The 23358-nt window shown below is 38.2% G+C and carries 23 protein-coding genes; 6 read left to right on the forward strand and 17 right to left on the reverse strand.

Annotated elements, in window-relative coordinates; translation table 11 throughout:
* Nucleotides 1-75 precede the first annotated feature (75 nt).
* The 7 genes from QGM71_RS09320 to QGM71_RS09350 form a co-directional block, all read right to left on the reverse strand.
* A complete protein-coding gene (locus QGM71_RS09320) occupies nucleotides 76-273 on the reverse strand; it encodes a sporulation YhaL family protein (protein ID WP_327607269.1) in 198 nt (65 codons plus the stop codon).
* Nucleotides 274-342: 69 nt separating this feature from the next.
* The gene (yhaM, locus tag QGM71_RS09325) at nucleotides 343-1290 is read right to left on the reverse strand and encodes a 3'-5' exoribonuclease YhaM (RefSeq protein WP_327607270.1); all 948 of its coding nucleotides are present in this window, start codon (nucleotides 1288-1290) and stop codon (nucleotides 343-345) included.
* Nucleotides 1291-1374: 84 nt separating this feature from the next.
* A complete protein-coding gene (locus QGM71_RS09330; RefSeq protein ID WP_327607271.1) occupies nucleotides 1375-1920 on the reverse strand; it encodes a GbsR/MarR family transcriptional regulator in 546 nt (181 codons plus the stop codon).
* Between the two features lie 73 nt (nucleotides 1921-1993).
* A complete protein-coding gene (locus QGM71_RS09335; RefSeq protein ID WP_327607272.1) occupies nucleotides 1994-4942 on the reverse strand; it encodes an ATP-binding protein in 2949 nt (982 codons plus the stop codon).
* A 10-nt stretch (nucleotides 4943-4952) separates the two neighbouring features.
* Nucleotides 4953-6170: a metallophosphoesterase family protein gene (locus QGM71_RS09340; protein WP_327607273.1), complete on the reverse strand. Its 1218-nt coding sequence runs from the start codon at nucleotides 6168-6170 to the stop codon at nucleotides 4953-4955.
* A 117-nt stretch (nucleotides 6171-6287) separates the two neighbouring features.
* A complete protein-coding gene (locus QGM71_RS09345) occupies nucleotides 6288-7538 on the reverse strand; it encodes an ABC transporter permease (protein WP_327607274.1) in 1251 nt (416 codons plus the stop codon).
* A complete protein-coding gene (locus QGM71_RS09350) occupies nucleotides 7531-8430 on the reverse strand; it encodes an ABC transporter ATP-binding protein (RefSeq protein ID WP_327607275.1) in 900 nt (299 codons plus the stop codon). The genes QGM71_RS09345 and QGM71_RS09350 overlap by 8 nt, the downstream gene beginning before the upstream one ends.
* Nucleotides 8431-8620: 190 nt before the next feature.
* Between QGM71_RS09350 and QGM71_RS09355 the strand changes: the two genes are divergently transcribed.
* A complete protein-coding gene (locus QGM71_RS09355) occupies nucleotides 8621-8806 on the forward strand; it encodes a YhzD family protein (protein ID WP_327607276.1) in 186 nt (61 codons plus the stop codon).
* A gap of 48 nt (nucleotides 8807-8854) precedes the next feature.
* On the opposite strand, the gene QGM71_RS09360 is transcribed toward QGM71_RS09355, so the two are convergent.
* On the reverse strand, nucleotides 8855-9625 hold the full coding sequence (locus tag QGM71_RS09360) for an enoyl-CoA hydratase (RefSeq protein WP_327607277.1): 771 nt from the start codon (nucleotides 9623-9625) through the stop codon (nucleotides 8855-8857).
* A gap of 130 nt (nucleotides 9626-9755) precedes the next feature.
* A complete protein-coding gene (locus QGM71_RS09365; RefSeq protein WP_327607278.1) occupies nucleotides 9756-10115 on the reverse strand; it encodes a YlbF family regulator in 360 nt (119 codons plus the stop codon).
* 170 nt (nucleotides 10116-10285) lie between these two features.
* Between QGM71_RS09365 and QGM71_RS09370 the strand changes: the two genes are divergently transcribed.
* Both QGM71_RS09370 and QGM71_RS09375 read left to right on the forward strand, forming a co-directional pair.
* A complete protein-coding gene (locus QGM71_RS09370; RefSeq protein WP_327607279.1) occupies nucleotides 10286-11185 on the forward strand; it encodes a PucR family transcriptional regulator in 900 nt (299 codons plus the stop codon).
* Between the two features lie 91 nt (nucleotides 11186-11276).
* A complete protein-coding gene (locus QGM71_RS09375; protein ID WP_327607280.1) occupies nucleotides 11277-12380 on the forward strand; it encodes an ABC transporter ATP-binding protein in 1104 nt (367 codons plus the stop codon).
* A gap of 137 nt (nucleotides 12381-12517) precedes the next feature.
* On the opposite strand, the gene QGM71_RS09380 is transcribed toward QGM71_RS09375, so the two are convergent.
* Both QGM71_RS09380 and fumC read right to left on the reverse strand, forming a co-directional pair.
* A complete protein-coding gene (locus QGM71_RS09380; protein WP_327607281.1) occupies nucleotides 12518-12715 on the reverse strand; it encodes an alpha/beta-type small acid-soluble spore protein in 198 nt (65 codons plus the stop codon).
* Between the two features lie 164 nt (nucleotides 12716-12879).
* Nucleotides 12880-14265, reverse strand: a complete 1386-nt coding sequence (gene fumC / locus QGM71_RS09385) for a class II fumarate hydratase (protein WP_327607282.1) — start codon at nucleotides 14263-14265, stop codon at nucleotides 12880-12882.
* A gap of 322 nt (nucleotides 14266-14587) precedes the next feature.
* Here fumC and QGM71_RS09390 point away from each other — a divergent pair, with 322 nt between their 5' ends.
* Nucleotides 14588-15502 carry a zinc dependent phospholipase C family protein gene (locus QGM71_RS09390; RefSeq protein WP_327607283.1) on the forward strand — a complete coding sequence of 305 codons (915 nt, stop codon included), beginning with the start codon at nucleotides 14588-14590 and terminating at the stop codon, nucleotides 15500-15502.
* 532 nt (nucleotides 15503-16034) lie between these two features.
* On the opposite strand, the gene QGM71_RS09395 is transcribed toward QGM71_RS09390, so the two are convergent.
* Nucleotides 16035-17504: a methyl-accepting chemotaxis protein gene (locus tag QGM71_RS09395; protein WP_327607284.1), complete on the reverse strand. Its 1470-nt coding sequence runs from the start codon at nucleotides 17502-17504 to the stop codon at nucleotides 16035-16037.
* Nucleotides 17505-17610: 106 nt separating this feature from the next.
* On the reverse strand, nucleotides 17611-17844 hold the full coding sequence (locus QGM71_RS09400) for an IDEAL domain-containing protein (protein WP_327607285.1): 234 nt from the start codon (nucleotides 17842-17844) through the stop codon (nucleotides 17611-17613).
* A 277-nt stretch (nucleotides 17845-18121) separates the two neighbouring features.
* Here QGM71_RS09400 and QGM71_RS09405 point away from each other — a divergent pair, with 277 nt between their 5' ends.
* Entirely contained in the window at nucleotides 18122-18994 is an 873-nt protein-coding gene (locus tag QGM71_RS09405) for a cation diffusion facilitator family transporter (protein WP_327607286.1), read from the forward strand.
* A 25-nt stretch (nucleotides 18995-19019) separates the two neighbouring features.
* On the opposite strand, the gene QGM71_RS09410 is transcribed toward QGM71_RS09405, so the two are convergent.
* The 3 genes from QGM71_RS09410 to QGM71_RS09420 are packed head-to-tail and all read right to left on the reverse strand — an operon-like array spanning nucleotide 19020 to nucleotide 20621.
* The gene (locus tag QGM71_RS09410) at nucleotides 19020-19562 is read right to left on the reverse strand and encodes a GNAT family N-acetyltransferase (protein WP_327607287.1); all 543 of its coding nucleotides are present in this window, start codon (nucleotides 19560-19562) and stop codon (nucleotides 19020-19022) included.
* Between the two features lie 37 nt (nucleotides 19563-19599).
* Nucleotides 19600-19893: an AzlD domain-containing protein gene (locus tag QGM71_RS09415; protein WP_327607288.1), complete on the reverse strand. Its 294-nt coding sequence runs from the start codon at nucleotides 19891-19893 to the stop codon at nucleotides 19600-19602.
* Complete coding sequence (locus QGM71_RS09420; protein ID WP_327607289.1) at nucleotides 19890-20621, reverse strand: AzlC family ABC transporter permease; 732 nt, start codon at nucleotides 20619-20621, stop codon at nucleotides 19890-19892. The genes QGM71_RS09415 and QGM71_RS09420 overlap by 4 nt, the downstream gene beginning before the upstream one ends.
* Before the next feature lie 499 nt (nucleotides 20622-21120).
* Between QGM71_RS09420 and nhaC the strand changes: the two genes are divergently transcribed.
* Nucleotides 21121-22485: a Na+/H+ antiporter NhaC gene (gene nhaC, locus QGM71_RS09425; RefSeq protein ID WP_327607290.1), complete on the forward strand. Its 1365-nt coding sequence runs from the start codon at nucleotides 21121-21123 to the stop codon at nucleotides 22483-22485.
* A gap of 103 nt (nucleotides 22486-22588) precedes the next feature.
* Here nhaC and QGM71_RS09430 read toward each other — a convergent pair whose 3' ends face one another.
* The gene (locus QGM71_RS09430) at nucleotides 22589-23353 is read right to left on the reverse strand and encodes a cobalamin-binding protein (protein WP_327607291.1); all 765 of its coding nucleotides are present in this window, start codon (nucleotides 23351-23353) and stop codon (nucleotides 22589-22591) included.
* Nucleotides 23354-23358: the final 5 nt, after the last annotated feature.

The following is a 23358-nucleotide window of genomic DNA, read 5'->3' on the forward strand; positions in this document are numbered from 1 at the left end:
CATCAACTATGTATTAGCCTTTTCTCATCTCAATAAACCCTAAATAAGGATTCCCTTCCTTTGGTGTGCGGTCGATCATTCTGATATCTGTTGTTTTCTGCCTTGCTTAAGCTCTCTCTCGGCTTCAAGTCTGTCCATGTATACTCTTCCCTCACGTTCAATAAACTGTTGTTCCAGCAGTCTCTCAGCCCGCATTGCTCGTAATGCCATATATCCACTTAAGAAAATAAAAATAATCATCATCAAAACCCACCAAGGTACCCCAACTATCATGTTTCAGCCTCCCTTGTCCATATCTCTACCACATATATATGAGCAACGTTTCAGAAAAATAACCCCTGCTTAATTTTCTTCAAATAACGGCTTATAAAATGCCCGGTTATCCATTGCAAACATTCGCTCTGTAAATTCACCAGGCTTCACTTTATCCAAGGCACGATTTAACATATTCATCTTGGCGTCCATTAAATCAATTAAGTGTAAGATTTCCGCTTCCCTCACCATTGGTGGCTTTGGACTGCCCCACTCTGCCTTGCCATGATGGCTTAATACGAGATGCTGTAATATTACTACCTCTTCACCTTCAATTTGGAGTTCTTTCGCCATCAACCCAATTTCTTCGACCATCATCGGAATATGACCTAACAGCTTTCCTTCTGTGGTATAAGTTGTAGTTACTACCCCTGACAACTCTTTGAGTTTGCCCAGGTCATGTAAAATAATACCAGAATACAACAGATCCTTATTAAGCTCCGGGTAAAGTATATGCAGTTCCTTCGCTATAGCAAGCATACTGACAATGTGATGTGCCAGCCCGGAAACATATTCATGATGATTTTTCGTTGCTGCAGGATAAGTTAATAGGTCTTCCTGGTATTTTTTTATAAATGCCCTTACCATCCGCTGTAAGGCAGGATTTTTCATTTCAAAAATTGCTTCTGTAAGCTTGTCTGCCAAAACAGATTTTTCAACTGGGGCCTTTTCAACGAAATCAGATATATAAACGTCATCAGTGGGCTGAGCAGGACGGACGGCCATTATCTTAAGCTGGGATCTTCCACGAAACTGGTTAACTTCACCTGATATTTTTACTATTTGCTCTGGTACAAATAGAGCTTCGTCTTCCTTTTTAGCATCCCACAGCTTTGCTTCAATTTCTCCAGTTGCATCCCGCAGAATCAATGTAAGAAATGGCTTTCCATTACTCGCAACTCCCTTAGTCGCCTCTTTAATCAGCATAAAGTCATCAATTGCATCTCCCACACCGGCAAATCCTATCCCATTTTTCATACCTTTCTCCCCCTTAACGATAAAGAGATTGACCTAAAAAACAGGCAAGTACAACTAGCCATATTTTAATGTCAATCTCTGTTGTTATTTATTTTTTGGAATGTAATCAAATATCTTGCCTGATTCAATTACATGGATAAACTTCATTAGCCATTCATAGTAATTTCGGGCGTAACTGAGTCTCTCTATATCGTTTTCAATTTTCCGCTTTAAAGACTCATCCATCGTGTCCCGCAGGATATCCTCCAGTTCAGCAATCGTCTCATCTGCTTCTTCAATATTTGTCTCTGTATGCTGTCTCCACCTGTTCCCAAACAACGAAGTAAACGATTTATACCAATCTTCTTCGGACTGGTACAGATCCTTACGTATACCCTTCTTGAACGTCGATTCTACCATTCGCATATCAGACAATGTGCGGACTCCTGTCGACATACTTGTTTTACTCATCTCCAGTGCATCACGCATATCGTCCAGTGTCATCGGTTTATCTGCAAAATACAGAACACCATACAAACGTCCCACAGATGATGTAAGACCGTAAAGATTCATATTCTTTGCAATCACTTGTATGAACTTCTCAATTGTTTCATCATACTTTTCCCAGTCTAGTTCATTTTTCTCTGGCAATGGATGTCCCTCCATCTGCATATATAATCTGAAAATAGTTTATCACTATTTGTCATTTAATGCGAACAGAATCTTACAGATGCATGATTTCCGAATCTTTAGATGATTCTACCACTTCCTTTTTACATGTAAAAAGGATCACCTGCTGCTTTTTGGCTACCTCATGTACAATATCCATTATTCTGCTCGTTCGAACTGTATCAAAATGTACAAATGCATCATCAATGATGAAAGGCATACGGTTCTTCTCGGTCATTATCTCACTAATTGCTAAACGCAGCGAAATATACAGCTGATCCAGCGTTCCCTGGGAAAGCTCCGTAACTGTATACCGCATCCCATCAGCTGCTGCCACTTGAAAAAGTTTAGTAGTGGAAGGTGCATAAACGGCTTGATAAGCATTTCCGGTAAGTATAGTAAAGTAATGAGAAGTACGGCTGATCACCTTCATTAAATACTTTTCACGATAAGTTCGCTTCGTTTCCAAAAGCATTTCTTTGGCTGTTTTCAAAACTGCCCATTCCTTTGCAAGCTTCGTCAATTGTTCCTTTTCCAACTCATATTGGTGAAGTGTCTTAGAATAGGATTCCGAAGACTCCATATAGGCAAGGTCTGCTTTTATATCTGCCAGTTGCTGACGTTTTGTGTCCAGGGTTTCTTCCAAATTACTGATTAAGGTCTGGGTTTGCTGGTAGTTAACTAGAAGTGTACCCTCATCCGGCCTCTCTTTTGCTAATTGCTTCCAGGTATCCTCAGGAAGAGCAGCAGTGAGTTGTTCAATGCTTCTTTCCATTGCTTTTTTTATAGCAGTTCTTTCAGATAATTGGTTCCCTTTTTGGTAGAATTCGTCTTCTGTTTCTACTAGTGCACTCCGATAAAGTACATTAACCTCTTTTTCATATGTTTCGAGTTTTTGTATCACTTCATCCTGTGAACCTCTATTATCTTCTATTAAGTTTTCGTATTGTTCCAGCTGTTTTTGTATACTCTTTTTTCTTTGCATGATTTCTTCCAGATATTCAAGCTGTCTGTTAACTGGGCTATCTTTCAATTCCCCCTGATATGCTTGAAGAAACATAGTTAGTTTACAAGCAAAGTTGCCAGTTTGTGCTTCGAGTACTTCCACACTCTGACGAAGTTCCTCCCGCTCATGGGTTAACCGCAGGAGATTCTTCAAACTGTGGAAAAAGTCCGGCCAGTATACTACTTCTATATTCAGTAAAAATGGGTATATCTCTAATTGTTCTTCTATTTGTAGCTGCATACTGGCTTCTTTACCTTCAACTAATTTTCTTTTTTCATTCCATTTTATAAGTTTAATATCTGTATTTTTAATCTGTTCTTCTACAGTTGCTATTTCTGCTTCATGTTTGTGATGGACCGACAGTAAATATTCAGCCTCGTCTATTTCTTCCTTCGTCAGCTGAACAGATGGTAAATGGAGGTCTTCCTGATACATTATTTTTTCCATCTCGGATATCGACTTTTTAGTCCATACCCATTGCCCAAGACCGACTACTAACATAAATCCCATTAATCCAAACAAAAAGGCCAAATCTGTAATAAATCCTACTATACCGAGTAAAAGACTGGCGACGATGAATCCTGTCACGATTGTCCTGCTGTTTTTAATTTTTCCGGCTTTGTTTTTCGCCCAGTTTCCAGATCGTTCTACAGACTCCCGCTGTAGCCTTTGCAATAAGCTTGTTTCTTTATATATATTGATTTTTTGATTAAGGTCCGCTACCTGTTTATCTGTTAAAAGGACATCTTCTATTCCTTGTAGTTGGTTTATTAAATAATTCCGTTCATTTTTCAGTTCATTATGCTCCTTTTTTAGCTGTTCTTTTTCAAAAGCTAACTTATCGGAGCTATCTTTTATTTGTTTCCATGTATTTTCCAAGTAAAAAGGGAAGGATAATTCAGTTAAATCTTCTTCTCTAATTCCAATATTCAAATCACTTATTTCGTTTTTTAGCTGGATAGTCAATTTATTTATGCTAGCGGTATTTCTATCCAGTTCTGACAAAGCTGCATTATAAACTGGTTTGTATTCAATTAATTTCTCAGCTTCTTCATAGCTTGTTTCCTTTTCAAAACCCGCTTGTAATTCAGCCATCTTTTCTTTGTATTTCTGTTTATTATGCTGTAAAACTGCATGCTCGCTTTTTAAAGGCAGAAGATTTTCTTTTACTCTTTCAAGACGATCTATACCATCTTCGGGGAAAGGAATCTCGGCAGGATAACTTGATAATTTCTGTGACAGGTTTAAGTAATCCTGTAAAATTGGTAACGCATGTTGCTTTTTTTCTATCAGAAGCAGATTTTTGTTACCGTCTTTTAATTTAATCTGTAATTGGTCGATATCCTCTGACAAACTAGCTTTTTGGGCGCTTTTTTCGCGGTAAGATGCCTCAGCAGACTTATAGCTGTTTACCATATGAAACAGCTCATCCAATGAATCCAGTTGCTGATTAATCGCTGGTTTTTTTCCAAAAGGCTTAAACAGTTCCCCAATCCTGTTATCCAATCGCTTTTCAACAGAGTAGATTGTCGTTGAACCTGTTAGGCCTATGCCAAGGAGGACTTCACCCAAATCCTCCTCTTTCATATCTTTCAAACCAGTTAAATCCAGTGCTGAAAAAGAAAAAATGGACTGATAGGTCTGATAGGTCATCCCCTTTAAACGTTCTCGCAACCACTCGTCGTCATATTCCTGCCCACTGTCTGTGTAACAGACTGCTGACCCATTTTTGACCTCATCAATCCGTTCTACCGTAAAGTTTCCGAAAGCCGGATCATAAATAGTAATCCTTCCTCCCATTTTCCCACTTGTTTTCGGCCGATAGAATGCGCGTTGCTTCGGTGGTAAACCAAACAGCATAAAGAGAATGAATTTCTGTAATGTTGATTTCCCGGATTCGTTTTCACCATAGATCACATTAACTGAGTCACTTGTAAAATCTATGGTGAAATCCACCCATTTGCCAAAACCAAATATAGTAGCCTTTTGTATCTTCATTCCATTCACCTTATTCCTTTAAAAGTTCATGAAGTAACAGTTCTTCTGCCTCAGCCTTAATGGACTGTTCCTCTTCTTCAGATAATCTGGTAATATATTTTCTTGCTTGCCTTTGCTGATACAGCTCTTTTAGAAGCGGCTGTATCGAGTCCTCTTTAATGTGACGGGACAGCTCTCCAATAAAGTGTTCCTCTCCATATAAATTTCTGTTGGGACTGCTGCAGGGGTACTGGAAGGAATAACGGAATACATAGCCCCAGGCTTGCTGATAAACTATCGTTTCGTTAACCAAGTCAATAATGTCCTCAAAAAGCTTCTCACTTTTCCACTTTTTTAATCTTGTATTAGTACTAACTAATATCAAGTCGTACAGCTTGTTTACACTTGTCTGTAAGGCAGCTTGTATTTTTGTTTCCACCTGATGAATTTCTTGGCATTCCGAAATGTCCAATTCTACTCGCTGGAATTGCACTGCCTGTAAGGGAATAAAGTCTAGTTCTGATCTACCTTCGGTCAGGACAACATGATAGCATCCTTTTTCACCTGTTTCCTTGCGATGCCTTCCCTGCGTATTCCCAGGATAGACAACCAATGGATTGTCTTTTAATACCTCCCGCTGATGAATATGTCCTAACGCCCAGTAGTTAAAATCCTGCTCCATAAAATCACTAAGCTGAAATGGCGCATAAACATCATGCTCTGTATTCGTGTGAACACTGCCGTGGAGCATTCCAATATGAAAAGGAACAGTATCATCTGTAATCACATATTCCATTATCTTCTTTTCAGTTACCGACCGGTTTTCATAACTAAACCCATAAATAGTCGCTGTTGCTTTTTCGTTTTTCTTATATGTAAACTGACCTACCTTTTCTTTCGGGAAAATAAATACATTATCAGGGTAAGTAACAGGATAACTATTTCCCTGTATGTAATCATGGTTGCCATAGGACAGATAAACCGATATATGATTGCGCTTTAATTCTTCAAATGCTCTTTTTAACCGCACCTGAGCCTTTAAACTCTGCTTTTCATTGTCAAATAAATCCCCAACGAGAAGAATAAAGTCAACTTTTTTCTCTATTGCTGTATTTACCAACCGATCAAGCGCAACAAACGTACTTTCACGTATTTCCTGTAAAATTACGTCTGGGACATCAGCCAATCCTTTGAACGGACTGTCCAAATGCAGATCTGCTGCATGTATAAAGGATATTTGTTCTGACATTTGCCTTACCTCCATTCAGCCACTCTCATCCCTAGTTTAGCAAATACACTGATAGAATGCACGTTCTATTCGTTTGAAAGAAAAAGGCCACAAACTGTGACCTCTTTTTTAACACTTCTACTCTTTTTTCGATAAAGCTATCGCCTTTTTGAAGTCCTTTAATGAACTGGAGCGACCATACATCAATACGCCGCCTCTGTATACTCTGGCTCCAATTAACCCGAGAAGTACAATAGTTCCAATTAAAATACTCATTGCTAACGCAACTTCCCACAATGGTATATCCAGCATTCCAATACGCAGGAACATAACCATAGGTGTAAAAAAGGGAATGAAGGAACTAATTGTTACAAACGTTGATTCCGGCATCCCAATCCCGAACATGGCAATAAAGAAGGCAATAATAATTAAGAATATCATCGGTAATAGTAACTGTTGAACATCTTCCACTCTGCTTACCAATGATCCGAGCATCGCTGCTAGTGTAGCATAGAGTAAATAGCCTAACAGGAAGAATACAATAGCATAGACATAAATAGTGGGTGAAGTGTCCTGAATACCGAATTCCTCAAAGAAGCCACCTGAAAGTTCATCCTGCTTAGAAGTAATTAAAAAGTACCCTGCTGCAACAAAAAGGACTACTTGTGTTAGACCAAGTAATGCAATGCCGATTATTTTTGCAAACATATGGGTAACTGGTGAGGCACTGGATACTAGAATCTCCATCACGCGCGAAGATTTTTCAGTAGCTACATCGGTTGCAATCATTTGTCCGTATAGCATGACAGCCATATATAACAAAAATAACATAACATAGACAACACCTCTTGCCTGATTAAGCTCTTCTTGTGTCTTAGCTTCTTCATCCAACGCAATCGTCTGAAACATTACAGGTGCGTTAATTTCAGCCAGCGCTGCTTCATCAATTCCAGACTGCTCCGTCGCAATTGTTATTTTCACTTGCTGCAGATGCTGTTCCAAAAACAGTTGATTACCAATGTCAGATATACTATTAACAAAGTATTTGGCCTCTGGTAATTGATTACCATTCAGTGATAATATCATAAATGCTTTGAATTCACCCTCTTTAACAGCCGCTTTCGCTTCTTCCTCCGAACCTTCAAATGCAACTAATTCCATTTCATCATTAGTACCTTCTACATTCTGTTTCAATGGCTCAAAAAGTGTATTAGATTCATCGAGCACAGCAATTCTCTCCTCCGCGTCACCAGAAAGTGTTTCCATTATCGTTTGGAAATTTGCTATCCCAAAAATAAATAATAATGTGATCAGGGTACTAATAAGGAAGGTTTTCGCTTTTACACGTGTCATATAAGTATGAGACATAATAATCCAAAACTTATTCATAGGAAGCACCTACTTTCTCGATAAAAATATCATTCAGTGATGGCTCTTCCAGATCAAATTTACGGATAAATCCTTTTCCTTGCAGTGCAGAAAATATAGTCTGTGAAACAGCTTCATTTTTGATCTGCAGCTCACAGCCCTCTGTAATCTGTTTATAATGAACGACACCCGGGTATTCTTTCAGGAAATCCAGGGGTGTTTCTGAATGAATCACTAAATTTTTCTTGCCATAGGAACGTTTAATATCCCGCAGCGTTCCCTGTACAACCGGCTTCCCTTTATGGAGTATACACAAATGCTTACACAGTTCTTCCACATGATCCATTTGGTGGGATGAAAATACGATGGAAGTACCTTGCTCCTTCAAGTCCAAAACTGCTTCTTTGAGCATTTCCACATTTATTGGGTCCAGCCCGGAAAACGGTTCATCCAAAATTAATAATTCAGGTTTGTGTATAATTGCAGAGATAAATTGAATTTTTTGCTGGTTCCCTTTTGATAGTTCCTCTACTTTTTTGTTCATATATTCAGGTACCTTAAATCGTGCCAGCCATTTCTCTGTCTCTGACAGGATAGTACCTTTATTCATTCCCCTTAATTTCCCCAAATAGATTAACTGATCTTTAACGGTCAACTTAGGATATAATCCCCTTTCTTCTGGAAGATAACCAATTAAATGACTTTTATCATAGCCTATAGACTCGCCATTCCAGGAAATTTCTCCTTCTGAACTATCTAGTAATCCAAGAATCATACGGAATGTAGTAGTTTTTCCAGCTCCATTTCCACCTAGAAACCCAAACATTTCATTCTCTGGAATTTCTAGTGATAGCCTGTCCACAGCTATATCCCTACCAAAACGCTTTGTTACATTTTTCAGTACTAATGTCATTTTTATTCCCCTTTCCAAGTTGTAGTACGTACGAAATCCAAAACCGTTTCATTTATATCCCCCTCGTTAAAATTTTGTGTTTACTGAAGATACCTACAGGATAAAAATTCCTGTATAATAAAAGCAGGAAACTATTGAATGACCAAGAATATGTAGTATATACACCTATTGAAATCAGGGAGGAAAAAGCATGCGATCTTATGTATTAACAGTATTTGAACAAACCGGCGAAAAACTACTTGACGAGACATTTACTGCTGCAAGTGATGATGAAGCAAAAGAGATCGGCCAGAAGCGATTAACGGATGAAGGGTACGGTGACCATACACACCGGTGTGTTACACCCGAAGCAAAATTAATACTATTTCACCGATAAACAAAAGACGACTTCATATTTCTGAGGTCGTCTTGTAAATTATATAGTCTACTTCCCCTTAAATAGTGGTTTTCTTTTATCCAGAAAGGCTTGTACACCTTCCTTGTGGTCTTCCGTGTTTCTCAGTTCCCATTGCGCCTTTTGCTCTTCGTTTAAATAATACTGTAGTTCCGCTTTTTGTTTTGAATGGTAAATCATTTTTGTTTTAAGCATAGCAACCATCGGGGACGTTAAAAGTCTGCCTGCCAGCTGACTAGCATGTTCTAGTACTGGATCATCTGTTGTGATATCTACTAACCCCATCGCTTCAGCTTTTGGTCCTTTTACCTGCTCCAGACCCCATGTGAACTGTTTTGCTTTCTGAGCACCCAACCGCTGCTCCAGCCAGAAATGTCCGCCACCATCTGGTGCCAGCCCTACACCTATAAATAACATTCCCAACTTGGAATCATTTTGGGCAACTACGTAATCTGCTGTCAAGGCCAAGCTTAGCCCCAGACCTGCCGCTGATCCATGAATAGCTGAAATAATGATTTTCGGCATAGTATACAATTTCATTACAATCTTTCCAATCGTCTGCATTACTTCATCATAGATCTCTCTGTCTGCAAAATCTTTTAACATCTGCATGTCTCCACCAGCACAGAAAGCTTTTCCTTTGCCTGCCAGGATAACAAGTTCATCCGTGTTTTTCTCAACTTGTTCAATTACTTTCAGCAGTTCTTCTAGCATTTCTTTGTTTAACGCATTATAACGGTCTGGACGATTTAAATAAATATAAGAAATCTGATCCTTACTCTCATGTAACACAGTTGCCATACAAGCTAGTCTCCTTTAAAAATAATATGTACTATTCTTAGTTAAATTCGCTGTACGTATTTAAAATCCTGCAAGAAAACAAAAAACCCACAGACTTTAATCCTGCGAGTTTAATAATTTCAATATTTTGTTATTCAGCTACTTCTTCTTGACCACCGTACAGTTCTTCCAATGGTTTTGTAATAATTCGACTAACATCATTGATTACTTGGTTTAGGCGTTGTTCTTCTTCCATCAATTTAGATATATCTTGATGTTGTTGAACAAGTTCTACCACCTGACGAGCCTTTTCAACTTCTTCTTCCGTAATTTCTTGTCCTTGCATTTGTTTTTCCTGTAATGCCATTTGAGTGTCGCGGAAGTTTTCAAACATTTGTTTAGCAGAAGCATCATTCATAACTGCTTCGTAAGCTACTTTTAAATTATTAAATTCCTCACTCTCGCGGATTGCTTTTTCTAAATCATACGCACTGTCATAAATATTAGGCATGATATATCCTCCTTTATTTTTCTTACTAAGTAAGTTCTCTGTTACTATAACAAACGTAAAGGTTCATGTATACCAATTCGGGGTACGGCTTTAAACCCTGAAAAAGGTTTTTCTATATGTGAATCATTGCTATAATTAAAATAAGACCGCACAGAAATGAGGTTTTAACAATGGTGAAACAACTCAAAAAAATATTTCCATCTTTTATTTTTTTCCAGGATTATAAGCAGGTTACAGCTACAGAATATCAATGGTTTATTACAGCAGATAATCAGATAATTGGCATTGATAATAGCGAATTAACGCAGAAAGATACATCAATACTCACCACCTTCCTCTCGCCATATAACATCAACATACCACTACCGACTGCAGAGGAGCAGCTGTGGAGAAAACGTATAGAGTCGACTAAAACAATATCTCATCATGAACTGGGTACTACAGTGTATCGATTTGTTTATTTCTCTATACAGAAAAATCAAATCGAACCGAAGCTGTTTAAGGAAGCTATTTATGCGTTTTTCACAAAAGCAGTTCCGATTATATGGGAAAATGAACACGAAGGAATGATCATTGAGGAAAAGAACGCTCATGCTGGGGAAGACTTATCGTATGAACAAATTATTGATGTACTGATGAGTGACTTATATGTAAAAATAAACTTCTTAGTAGGGCCTTACTTTGAAAATCTGAATAACATAAAGAAGCATTACTTATCTTTAGCGAGAAGCGCTGAACTAGCATTTACTTATTCTGACAAAGCTGTTGTCACATACATTGATACCATCCCATTTAAGTTGGTAGAACAAGCAGATAACGAATTCAAAAATGAAATTACCTCCATCGCCTTAAAAGAATTCGCTTCAGATGAAGACATGCTTCATACCATTAAAACGTTTCTCCAATGTAATTTAAATGTTTCCGTTACTGCAAAAGAATTATATATGCATCGGAATAGCCTGCAGTACCGGTTGGATAAATTCAATGAAAGAACAAACATAGATATTCGGCAATTTCACCAAGCATTAACTGTCTATTTAGCTCTCTTGGCAAACATGCACAAAGATTGAAGCGTTCTTTGTGCATCATTCCCATTACGATTTGGACGAACATTTCATATACTAGAGATAAGAAAGCACTTACATACATGGAGGGAATTAAATGGCTGAACTACGGTTGGAACATATTCAGAAGACTTATGATAAGAAAGTAATTGCAGTGGATGACTTTAATTTAAACATAGAGGACAAAGAGTTTATTGTTTTTGTTGGCCCTTCAGGCTGTGGTAAATCTACTACGCTGAGAATGATTGCCGGACTGGAAGAAATTTCAGACGGCGAATTATATATTAATGATAAGAAAATGAATGATGTTGCTCCTAAAGATCGTGATATTGCAATGGTCTTCCAAAATTATGCGCTTTACCCACATATGAACGTGTACGATAATATGGCATTCGGTTTAAAGCTTCGTAAATTTAAAAAAGATGAAATTGAAAAACGCGTTAATAACGCTGCTAAAATATTGGGACTTGAAGCGTACCTCGACCGTAAGCCAAAAGCACTTTCTGGTGGTCAACGCCAGCGGGTAGCATTGGGCCGTGCAATTGTCCGTGACGCTAAGGTTTTTTTAATGGATGAACCATTATCCAACCTTGATGCTAAATTACGTGTACAAATGCGTGCAGAAATACAAAAGCTTCACAGACGGCTGCAGACAACTACCATCTATGTAACACACGACCAAACAGAGGCAATGACAATGGCAACCCGCCTTGTTGTTATGAAAGATGGTATTATCCAGCAGGTCGGTGCTCCAAAAGACGTATATGACAACCCTGAAAATGTGTTCGTCGGTGGATTTATTGGTTCACCTTCCATGAACTTCTTTTCTGGTAAATTAACGGAAAGTTATTTTGAAATGGATAATGATATCAAAGTTAAGGTTCCAGAAGGAAAAATGAAAATGCTCCGTGAACAAGATTATATCGGCAAAGATATTATATTAGGTATCCGCCCTGAAGATATTCATGATGAGCCAGTGTTTATTGATTCAACTCCGGAGACGAAAATCACTGCTTTGATTGAGGTGGCGGAGTTAATGGGAGCAGAGTCATTCCTTTATTCTAAAGTTAATGATCAAGATTTTGTTGCACGCGTAGATTCCCGTTCTGATATAGTCGGGGGAGACAAGATTGTTTTAGCTTTTGATATGAATAATTCCCATTTCTTTGATAAAGATTCCGAACTGCGCATACGCAGTTAGAGAAAGAAACAAGAAGAGAAAGACACGTTTTGGTGTGTCTTTCTCTTTTATCTATTCTTGCAGATAAAGGGGAAGTCCAGATAGACCTCCCCTTTCATTGGATAGGGTATCATCCCTATAAGCCAGCTTTATTAAAATTATTGTCCACTCATTTGTTGTTGTGCAGTTTGAACTAGTCTTTTAGTGATCTCTCCACCAACAGATCCATTAGAACGTGAGGTAGTATCAGCACCTAGGTTAACTCCAAATTCTTGAGCGATTTCATATTTCATTTGGTCAAGAGCTTGTTGTACTCCTGGTACAACCAATTGGTTTGAGTTATTGTTATTAGCCATGTTTATCACCTCCTCTATACCTATTGTCCGCATTACCTAAAAACTTATAACAAATAAACATTGGTAAATTGTTGATGCACTTCCAAAAAGTCTGGATAAATAAAAATACGACAAAAAAGGCCACTACGTTAGTAATGACCTCTTAAATGTATTTTACTAATTTTTTATTTTGGATATGTCATTTCTTTCGGGTTGACATATTTATCGAAATCTTCCTCACTTAGTAACCCCAAATCTACTGCTGTTTCTTTTAATGTCGCGTTATCATTAAAAGCTTTTTTCGCTATTTTAGCAGCATTTTCATACCCAATATGCGGGTTTAATGCCGTTACTAGCATTAAGGAATCATTTAAATATTTTTCGATTTGTTCGAGATTTGGTTCCATACCTTTAGCACAACGTTCATCAAAAGAAAGAATACTATCTGAAAGTATCTGACAGGATTGCAGGAAGTTGTACGCAATAACAGGCTTGAATACATTTAATTCAAAGTTCCCCTGACTAGCTGCAAAACCAATTGTTGCATCATTTCCCATCACTTGTGCTACTACCATAGTAACTGCTTCACTTTGTGTCGGATTAACTTTACCAGGCATAATAGAGCTTCCTGGCTCATTTGCCGGAATAGTGATTTCACCTATTCCACAACGTGGCCCACTTGCTAACCAGCGAACATCATTCGCTATTTTCATCATATCGGCTGCCAGGGCTTTCAGAGCGCCGTGAGCATAAACGGTTTCATCATGACTTGTTAAAGCATGGAATTTATTAGGAGCAGAAATAAATTCCTTCCCGGTAAACTCATTTACTGCATTGCAAACGCGCTCGGAAAACTCAGGATGTGCATTTAACCCAGTCCCAACAGCCGTGCCGCCAATAGCCAGTTCTTTTAAGTAATTTAAGCTTTCACCTATCATCATTTCTGACTTCTCCAACATGCGGTGCCACCCACTAATTTCTTGCCCAAGAGTTAGTGGTGTCGCATCTTGTAAGTGTGTGCGGCCGATTTTAACAATATCTTTAAATGCATTCATTTTTTCATTCAGCGTTTCTTTTAATGCGCGTACTGCTGGAAGCACAACATCCTCCATTTTTAAAACAGATGCAATATGCATAGCAGTTGGGTATGTGTCATTAGAGCTTTGTGATTTATTAACATCATCATTTGGATGAAGCTTCACTTCACTTCCCTCTTCTTGAAGCCACATGTTACCAACATAAGCCAATACTTCATTTACATTCATATTTGATTGTGTACCACTGCCTGTTTGCCAGACTACTAACGGAAAATGCTCATTGAGTTTATCTTCCAGCACTTGATCTGCTGCAAATTCAATAGCTTCGGCTTTTTTACTATCCAGTAAACCTAATTCACTGTTTGCTTTAGCTGCACTCTTTTTTAAAATTGCAAAAGCTTTAATAATTTCGTTAGGCATTTTTTCGTCCCCTATTGGGAAGTTCTGTTTACTCCTTTGTGTCTGTGCTCCCCAATATTTAGCAGCTGGTACATTAATTTCCCCTATAGTGTCTCTTTCTACGCGATAATCCATCTGTAGTTCCTCCCTATAATTATGTACTTATTGTATATCTTTCTCTATTGTAACAAATTTAGCGGAATTTAATATATAAACAAACCTTGGAACAAAAGCGAAAATTTTAATTTATTTTCAGTTAAGAATAGTCAAATAATTTAATGACACAAAATTGTACCTCTTTATATCACCATTTAAATTTCTTTTTCTTATATAATACAAATAGGTTATCCAATTAAATCAGTTTACTTGGGAAGACAGAATCATAAATACAAAAAACACACTTGTCAAACGGAAGTCTTCTGAAATAACTATAAAGCAAACCAAGGAGGGTTTCGTTTTGCCGAATATTTGGACACATATACTTTTTTGTGAGGATGTCGTGGACGCTGTAAAAAAGCCATATCCCTTTTCACAATATGAAACATTTATGAAATTAGGAGCTCAGGGGCCAGATCCCTTTTTCTATTATAACTTTTGGCCATGGATAAAGAAAGAACCTGTAAATGATGTCGGTGCTGCATTGCACACAAAGCATTGTGGTGACTTCCTGATGGATCTTATCCTATCTGCCAGGGGGATGAGTGGCCAAGTGCAAGCATACGTCTTTGGCTTTATCACACATCATGTCTTGGATCGGAATACACACCCTTACATCCATTACCGTGCAGGATATGAAGGAAGTAATCATCAGAAGCTTGAAGTAGTAATTGATACGCTTATGATGGAAAAATACCATAACCTTAAAACATGGAAAGCACCCGTTTATAAAGAGATTGATGTAGGTATGTCATTAAACAACGAAATTAACCTGCTCTTACACGAAAAGATTCAGAAGCATTACCCGGAATTAAACAGGAAAACACCTGAATATATTCAAAAAGCTTACCGGGACATGAAGCTGGCTTTAAGAATACTGGCAGACCCATATGGCTGGAAAAATGTATTGCTTAAGTCTCTTATCTCTTCTTACTCACATCAGCCAGTTAAGGATGAGACAGATTATCTGAATTTAAAGCAAACGACCTGGCACCACCCGGCTACAAATGAGCCGAGAAACGAAAGCTTTGTAGACCTTTATAAAAAGGGCAGGGCTGAAGGAATAGAAATCCTGAGTGAAGTTCAACGCTACTGGCAGGATGGAAATCAAGATGCTGAACAAAGAATCAGTAAGCTTGTCGGTAATATTTCCTATGATACTGGAAAACCCTTGAGCTTAAATTTAAATAACAAATACAGTGATTCCATTATTTAACCTAGAAGGTCAGATATACGCATGTGTATCTGACCTCTGTTATTTGAAAAGCTTCCTCAGCATCTTTCCAGTGCTTCTGCCAGCTATTCTCCTTCCCACCCGTTTACCAACTTTACCCTTCTTTACTGCATTAACATCTCCTAATATTCGAGCAAGCTTATATAATGATCTTCTGAAGTTATTCACTTTTTATCATTCCTCCATTTATTATTTAGGTATAACTTTCATTTATTGCTGTTGTTTGTTTTTAGCTTCCTCAATCCCACTGTCTATATTAACAAATTTGAGTAGAATAATCCCGCCATTGAAGAATATAATCAGCGAAATAACAAACGTTTTGTTAAACTGTGGAAAAGGCACTAGCCACCTACGTATTATCCCGTTTAGAAACTGCTATTTTGTCTTCTTTGATATTCTTAAATAGCGGAATTGAGTTCAGTGAATTAGACACAATATACTAATTTAATCAATGTCTTAGATAAATATTTCTTTTTAAAAACAGCAAGAAAGCATCATGCTTCCTTGCTGTTTTTCAGACTACTTTTGACTGCTCTAGTGCTGCGGCAGTCTGATTTGTTTCTTCGATTGCTGTTACTAAATTGGACATCCGATTAACCTGTTCATCAACCATTGCTTCCAACTCCTCTATGGTGGCGGTCGTTTCTTCAATAATGGAGGCTAGATGATCCACAGATTGATCAATCGTCGCAGATGAATTCTGAATCTCATTCGCCTGCTTTGATAAGTATCTCAGGTATGTAATAAAGCTTGCCAATTGATCTGTAATTTTTCCAAAGCTTGTTTTTGCTTCTTGTGCACTAGCAGCACTTTGCTGAAGTCGGATTTTATTTTCATTTACTTCCTTTTGTGCTTCCAGTGCATCCAACTCAATAGCTTCCAGGTTGTTTCTGATTTCCTGTGCTGTATTTTGAGATACTTCTGCTAACTTTCTTACTTCGCCGGCAACCACGGCAAAGCCCTTTCCAGAATCTCCAGCTCTTGCGGCCTCAATACTCGCATTTAAAGCCAATAAGTTTGTCTGTTCGGCAATATCCTGTATTTTAGTTGTAAAATTATTATTTTCATGCATTTTATGTACCAGGTTTTTCATATTAACAATCAAGTGCTCGAATGAATCCTGGAATTCATCCATTGTTCCTGCTAAACCTTCAATAGATTGTTGGCCTTCAATAGATAATGTTTTTAGATCCTCTCCATCAGCGGTACTTTGTGTGAATGAAGTAATCATCTTTTCCAACAGCAGATTTGTGCTCTCCGTACTGGCAGATATGGTGGAAGCTGTTTCCGCCTGCGACTGACTGGCTTTGGCAATATCATGATATGCTTGTCTCATTTCCTCCATCGATTGTGAGTTCAAATTACTATCCTTTTCGATAATAGTCATTTGTGAACGAACATTCCGGGCACTGTGCCTGACTATTTCACTATGTTCCTTTAGTTCTAAAGAATATGTTTTACTTTCAACCAATGCACTGTGGGCGTTTGTCAGCAGCATACGCGCCACCCTGACTTGTATGACTAGGACTGCAAAAATTAAGATAAAGAATACAATGGTAATACCAGTTGCTCTGAGATCAAATCCAATGATTTCTCCTTTTGCAATAACAAAGAAGGTTAACAATGACAGACCCAAAACACCGCCTGTAATTAGTACTGCCAGAGACAATGATATAGCAGCTACAGCTAACACATAAAACGCAAAAAGCATACTGGTTACGTAGTCTGAGCTTAGGATAATTAAAAACGCAATGCTGGATAAGGAGATAATTGCAATGTACGGAATTACTTTTGCATATAGTTGTTTATAGTGAAAGATACCGATTAAACTTACACACAGAGCACCGCCTATACCAAGTGCCATCAGGTTTTCCTTTGGCGCCCCTAGAGTTATTTGTGTTCCCAGACCTAAAAATAACGAAAACAGCAGAATATAAAATATTATTCGATTCTGTCTATGGATAACCGATTGATTGTTTTCCAACTACTACTCCCCCAAAAAAAATAATAAGTAAGAAATTAGTCCTAGAAGCAATGAATTAAAATAGCCTCACCTGACAGAGGCAAGGCTATTGAAGTAAAACTTGTTCTTATTCCCAAATAAAGTGACTGTATACTTTACTCAATTCATAAAAGGCTTCTCTGTTACCACTATCTATGGCGGAATTAATTGCAACTTCTAACTTCTCTTTATTCCAATTAAAACATAACTCATCCAGCACTAATTTTGAATATAATTTTATTTCATATGGTATTTCTCGTTTTGCATGTAATACACTACCGTTAAAACGGCAATATCGATAAACTGATTTTTCCTTTTTCATGGAACACGCCCCCTTGTTCCTTTTTTATATTATCCTAAATCTTTGGAATAATTGCAACAGTTTATGATTAATTTATAAAAATTCATTTCCCATTTACCTTTAAATTGTTAACTATATGGGGATAGGATGAATGCATGTCTGCTTTTTTACCATACTAAACTTACTTTGCTTTTTCCAATACATATAACCTTACGCTTTATTGTTTCTCTAGACCCACCATACAAAACTTTGGTAGACTACTTAAGAACTTAGAGTTAGGATAACGGAGGCAGTTTAAATGAATCACTCGGATAACATTAAAAAAGGTGAAAAAGGTGCATGGCTCAGCATTATTGCCTATATCATTTTAGCTGTTACAAAGCTGATTGTAGCACATCAGGGTAATTCTGATGCCTTACGTGCAGATGGATTGAATAATGCTACTGATGTAATCGCTGCTGTCGCTCTATTAGTCGGATTAAAAATATCAAGGAAGCCTCCCGATGAGGATCATCATTATGGCCATTATCGGGCGGAGACGATTGCATCCCTGTTCGCAGCTTTTATTATGATGTTTATTGGAATCCAAGTTATCTTTGACACATTACGTAAAGTAATTGCACAGCAAGCTTCCCAACCTGACATGATAACTGCCTGGACTGCATTGGGTGCAGCACTCATAATGTTTTTGGTATATCTGTATAATGTGAAACTTGCAAGAAAAATACAGAGCGGTGCGTTATATGCCGCTGCCCAGGACAATCGTTCTGATGCTTTGGTTAGTATTGGGGCGTTCATTGGAATTATTGGGGCGCAATTAGGTTTATTCTGGCTGGATCCTGTGGCGGGGTTGATTGTTGGTATTATCATCTGTAAAACTGCCTGGGATATCTTTAAAGACTCCACCCATATGCTGACTGATGGATTTGATGAAAAACAGATCAAGAAAATAAGAACAAGTATAGAAAAGGATCCTGACGTGAAAGAAGTGTATGATGTCAAAGGTCGAGTTCATGGAAATCAGGCGTTTATTGATATAACGATTCTTGTAGATCCGACGTTAAACGTAAAAGATAGTCATGATATAACCGTACGAATTGAAAAACACCTGGCTTATAGACACAATATTACATATGCACATATTCATATTGAGCCATATCCTAAGGGTTAGAAGGCTGTCAGCAACCGGACAGCCTTTATAACTTCACCTGATTTAACATTTCCACAAGTTCAGCTAAATTTCTCCATCCGTATGCAGTCTCTTGATAACTGCCTTCACCTATTGTAATTATTTCTTCCCCGACAGGCCTTGCATCGTATCTTTCATAAAATCGGCTGGAAGGGTTCTGTTTTAACACCCAAACTAAAATAGATGTCTTTCCTAAAGCTTTCACCTCCTCAGCAAACACTTTCAGAAGCTTTGCACCTAACCCTTTTTTCTGATATTCATCAAGAAGATATATTGTATATATCTCACTATCATAATCGAAACGTTTTGTTCTCTCTGGACCACCAGAAACAAAGCCAATGATTTTCTCGTCAGCCAGAATAACAAATGCACAGGTTTCTTTCGTTTGCATACGTAACACTGCTTCCCATAACGTTTTACGATTTTCATATGTAATGTTGGAAATATCTTTTTCATTCAGCAACTCTTTATACGTACTTTTCCAGCTGCTTACATGGACCGTAGCAATAGCTTCGGCATCAGCAAACACAGCCCTGCGAATTGTATACATGAAGCTCCCCCCTTTAATTTTCTTATTTCTTTTTAAACTAAGTGGATAATAAAAAGACGGTAGCGATGGCACCAATTACTACTAAGATAATATTTAATCCCAAATACGCTAACCCGACAGCAACAATTCCACCCAGCAAGCCAATGTGCGGCTCATCGGGCTTGACAGCCATGATACCCGGAAAAATTAAGGCACCCAGTGCTGCAAAAGGAACCGCATTCAACCAGCGATTTACCCAATCCCGAAATTGCAATTTGTCTACAATAAATGCAGGAATTATTCTCGGGATCATCGTTGCCAATGACATGCCAATAATAATAAGTAAAATCATGACTGACCCTCCTTAAACAAATAAATTCCACTTAAACCACCTAAGATAGTTCCAAGTACAATTGCCCATCCGGTGCTCATGCCAAGCTGAATACATAATGCATTTATAAGCATAGCTGCAACAGCTATTAAGCCTACCTTCATTTCTTTTTTCACAGAAGGAACCAATAGTCCGATAAACATAGCATATAACGCTATCCCCATGCTCTGACTTAATTTCTCCGGGATTACTTCCCCTAGCACACCACCGAGAAATGAACCGAATATCCACGAAAAATAAGCCGTTAAAAACAATGCCAGATAAAAAAGCGCACCTTTTCCCATTTCAGCTTCTTTCGTATGTAAGGAAGATACTGCAAATGTCTCATCAGTTAAGCCTAATGATAATGGAGCTTTCCACTTTAATCCAATACTACGTAAACGATTCATAAACGACAAACTCATGACAAAATGGCGAAAATTAAGTACAAATGTAGCAATTATGATTTCTAATGCACCGGCACCTACTGCTATCATATTAGCTCCCATAAATTGGCTGGCTCCCGCAAAAACCAGTACACTCATCAACGTTAATTCTGTTAACGTCATGCCAGATTGCTTTGCTAAAACCCCATAGGTAATTGCAACTGGTAAGTAGCCAAGCATGATAGGAAACCCAGCAGCAATACCTCTTCGAATCATATAGATAGATTGTGATGTATTACGATCTTCTGCTGCCTTTGTAACCATCTTATGTCTCCTCCCCAAGTAATAATTCAGACTATTATACCCGATTTCTCTTCATTAACAAAAATTTTAAATCGAATGTTAGCTTAATGTTGACAGTTGTATTCTCATCAGTGTATATTCGAAAGTACTATTTTACAATTGAACACTATTGAATCTGGAAATGAGAATAGATTATTTCTGAGCAGTTTGAAGAGACGGAACGGCAGGTGAGAGTTCTGGCAGGAGATAGTTGAATTACACATTTCATTTGAGAGGGTTTTACTTAGAGAGGTTGTACTTTATTTGAGTTCAACAATCAGGGTGGTAACGCGGAGCAAGCTTCGTCCCTATACAGGGATGAGGCTTTTTTTACTTTCTTTTCGTAATGGTTGGTACTTTTAATTGTCATAGTTGATATAAACTGCGACATAGTTCATTACTGATACAACATACCGCTACGAAAAATACAGTTCACTGGCATTGGGCGATGTTACAATACTTACAACAAAGGAGGATACACATGTTTCCAATTAGTCCGAAGCATAAACCATCACTAATAGAATCCATTATTTTATTTATGATCATAGTAGGCATGGTCAGCTATTTTATTATTGAATTAGAAACTGTGCCCCATATTCCTATCCTGCTTGGGATATTTCTTTTGCTTGCGTTTGGATTATCTAAAAAAATAACCTTCGCAAATTTACAGAATGGCATGATTGAAGGTGCCCGAACAGGAATGGGTGCTGTGTTTCTTTTTTTCCTGATTGGTATTTTACTAAGTAGCTGGATGATAAGTGGTACAATTCCAGCATTAATTAATACAGGCTTCTCAACGATTGGTGGTACGTGGTTCTATGCAGTTGTTTTCGCAATCACTGCCATTATTGGAGTGTCTCTTGGGAGCTCACTAACCACTACAGCAACGATTGGTGTAGCGTTTATCGGAATGGCCAGTGCAATGGATGCTTCCATGGCGATAGCTGCTGGTGCTATCGTATCAGGAGCGTTCTTCGGGGATAAGATGTCCCCCCTGTCGGACACCACAAACCTCGCATCAACAATTGTTGGGGTTGATTTATTTGAACATATTAAACATATTAGTCTGACGACGATTCCAGCGTTCATTATTTCTTTTATTTTATTTGCTGTTTTATCCCCGGATCAATCTGTTTCACTTCAGAGTGGAAATGAGTATCAGGCAGCTCTCGATGCTACTAATTTAATTCATTGGACCTCCTGGCTGCCCTTGATCTTGTTAATTATTTGTACAATATTTAAAATACCAGCTTTTATTGCACTCGGAATAAGCAGTTTGGCTGCCACCGTGCTAGCTAGCTTTACGAGTGGTATTGCCTGGTCTGAGATATGGTCTATCTGGTTTAATGGATACACAGCTACAACAGACTTCCAGCCAGTAAATGAATTGCTTACTAAAGGGGGCATCAATAGTATGTTATTCACCGTCTCCCTTGTTATTCTGGCATTAGGATTTGGCGGTCTGTTGTTTGTGACTGGTATTATCCCAAGTATATTGCTCGCTTTCCAGGAAAAACTCAAAAGAATACGCTCCATTATTATTTCAACTGCTGCTACGGCTATTGGAGTTAACGTGTTAATCGGGGAGCAGTATCTCTCGATCATGCTGACTGGGGAAACATTCAAAGGAGTTTACAAGAAAGCTGGATTATCAAACAAAGCGCTTTCCCGGACATTAGAGGACGCAGGTACTGTGATCAATCCACTTGTCCCTTGGGGTGTGTGTGGTGTGTTTATCGCTGACGTACTAGGTGTTCCAGTACTCACCTATTTACCATTCGCCTTCTTCTGTTTATTAAGCCCCATGATAACAATGGTATTTGGTGGAAGATCATTAAGGAGATAAGATGAAGAGGCTGTCCCATAAGTCTTGAAAAAGATTTGTGGACAGCCCCTTTTGCATGCAGAATAGCTCGATATTGTTCGTTAAGCAGCCGATAAACAAGGTGTCACCGAATCGTCTCAACCAATTTACGCAAACCCTCTAGCAACCTTGGTGATGGTCTGCAAAAGAGGGATTCTTCTAACACATGTATGTTTCCACTTTGAATGGCCTTCATCTGATCCCAGCCAGGCCTTTTTATTACTAGTTTCGGATTCATTTTCTCTTCTTTTATACCAACCCATACCATACATATATGATCTGGATCGCGTTGTTTAACATCTTCCCAGTCTGTTTGTACACTTGCTGTTTCTTCTGTTGCGAAGATATTCTCTGCACCTGCAAGTGTGCTAATTTCCGTCAACCAATTAACGGAACCAGGAGTAAAAACAGGTTTTGGCCACCATTCCCAGTACAATGTAGGTTTATCTTGCAGATTAGAAGCCTTTTTACGATAGCTTTCAACTTCGGTTAAAAAATCATTAGCTCTCTTCTCTCCTAGAGCTTCATCTCCTAAAGCAACTGCTACCTTTTTTATATCCCCGGCAATCTCTTCTAGTGAATTCGGGTCTAGTATGATGTATGGGAGCTTCTTCTCATCCAAAGCGTCTATATTCTTTTCCATTCCTGGAACACTTAATGAAGCAAGCACAAGATCCGGTTGTAATGCCGCAACTTTTTCCATATCAATAGATAGATCTGGCCCCATCTTAGGTAATTGCAATACAGACTCAGGCCAGTCAGAGAAATCATCAATGCCAACTAGCAGATCGATCTTTCCTAAATATTCCATGACTTCCGTATTACTGGGACAAATCGATACGACACGCATTACAG

Origin of the sequence: Virgibacillus tibetensis (assembly GCF_036026595.1) — a bacterium.
In the GTDB taxonomy this organism is placed as follows: Bacteria; Bacillota; Bacilli; order Bacillales; family Amphibacillaceae; genus Virgibacillus_P; species Virgibacillus_P tibetensis.

Excerpts from the sequence above, each read along its gene's own strand:
- QGM71_RS09420 (WP_327607289.1), bottom strand. The coding sequence starts at position 20,621 with ATGGTTACAAAGGCAGCAGAAGATCGTAATACATCACAATCTATCTAT.
- QGM71_RS09350 (WP_327607275.1), bottom strand. The coding sequence starts at position 8,430 with ATGACATTAGTACTGAAAAATGTAACAAAGCGTTTTGGTAGGGATATA.
- QGM71_RS09405 (WP_327607286.1), top strand. The coding sequence starts at position 18,122 with ATGAATCACTCGGATAACATTAAAAAAGGTGAAAAAGGTGCATGGCTC.
- QGM71_RS09355 (WP_327607276.1), top strand. The coding sequence starts at position 8,621 with ATGCGATCTTATGTATTAACAGTATTTGAACAAACCGGCGAAAAACTA.
- QGM71_RS09380 (WP_327607281.1), bottom strand. The coding sequence starts at position 12,715 with ATGGCTAATAACAATAACTCAAACCAATTGGTTGTACCAGGAGTACAA.
- fumC (WP_327607282.1), bottom strand. The coding sequence starts at position 14,265 with ATGGATTATCGCGTAGAAAGAGACACTATAGGGGAAATTAATGTACCA.
- QGM71_RS09430 (WP_327607291.1), bottom strand. The coding sequence starts at position 23,353 with ATGCGTGTCGTATCGATTTGTCCCAGTAATACGGAAGTCATGGAATAT.
- QGM71_RS09335 (WP_327607272.1), bottom strand. The coding sequence starts at position 4,942 with ATGAAGATACAAAAGGCTACTATATTTGGTTTTGGCAAATGGGTGGAT.
- QGM71_RS09375 (WP_327607280.1), top strand. The coding sequence starts at position 11,277 with ATGGCTGAACTACGGTTGGAACATATTCAGAAGACTTATGATAAGAAA.
- QGM71_RS09400 (WP_327607285.1), bottom strand. The coding sequence starts at position 17,844 with ATGAAAAAGGAAAAATCAGTTTATCGATATTGCCGTTTTAACGGTAGT.
- nhaC (WP_327607290.1), top strand. The coding sequence starts at position 21,121 with ATGTTTCCAATTAGTCCGAAGCATAAACCATCACTAATAGAATCCATT.
- QGM71_RS09370 (WP_327607279.1), top strand. The coding sequence starts at position 10,286 with ATGGTGAAACAACTCAAAAAAATATTTCCATCTTTTATTTTTTTCCAG.
- QGM71_RS09340 (WP_327607273.1), bottom strand. The coding sequence starts at position 6,170 with ATGTCAGAACAAATATCCTTTATACATGCAGCAGATCTGCATTTGGAC.
- QGM71_RS09360 (WP_327607277.1), bottom strand. The coding sequence starts at position 9,625 with ATGGCAACTGTGTTACATGAGAGTAAGGATCAGATTTCTTATATTTAT.
- QGM71_RS09410 (WP_327607287.1), bottom strand. The coding sequence starts at position 19,562 with ATGTATACAATTCGCAGGGCTGTGTTTGCTGATGCCGAAGCTATTGCT.
- QGM71_RS09415 (WP_327607288.1), bottom strand. The coding sequence starts at position 19,893 with ATGATTTTACTTATTATTATTGGCATGTCATTGGCAACGATGATCCCG.
- QGM71_RS09345 (WP_327607274.1), bottom strand. The coding sequence starts at position 7,538 with ATGAATAAGTTTTGGATTATTATGTCTCATACTTATATGACACGTGTA.
- QGM71_RS09320 (WP_327607269.1), bottom strand. The coding sequence starts at position 273 with ATGATAGTTGGGGTACCTTGGTGGGTTTTGATGATGATTATTTTTATT.
- QGM71_RS09365 (WP_327607278.1), bottom strand. The coding sequence starts at position 10,115 with ATGCCTAATATTTATGACAGTGCGTATGATTTAGAAAAAGCAATCCGC.
- yhaM (WP_327607270.1), bottom strand. The coding sequence starts at position 1,290 with ATGAAAAATGGGATAGGATTTGCCGGTGTGGGAGATGCAATTGATGAC.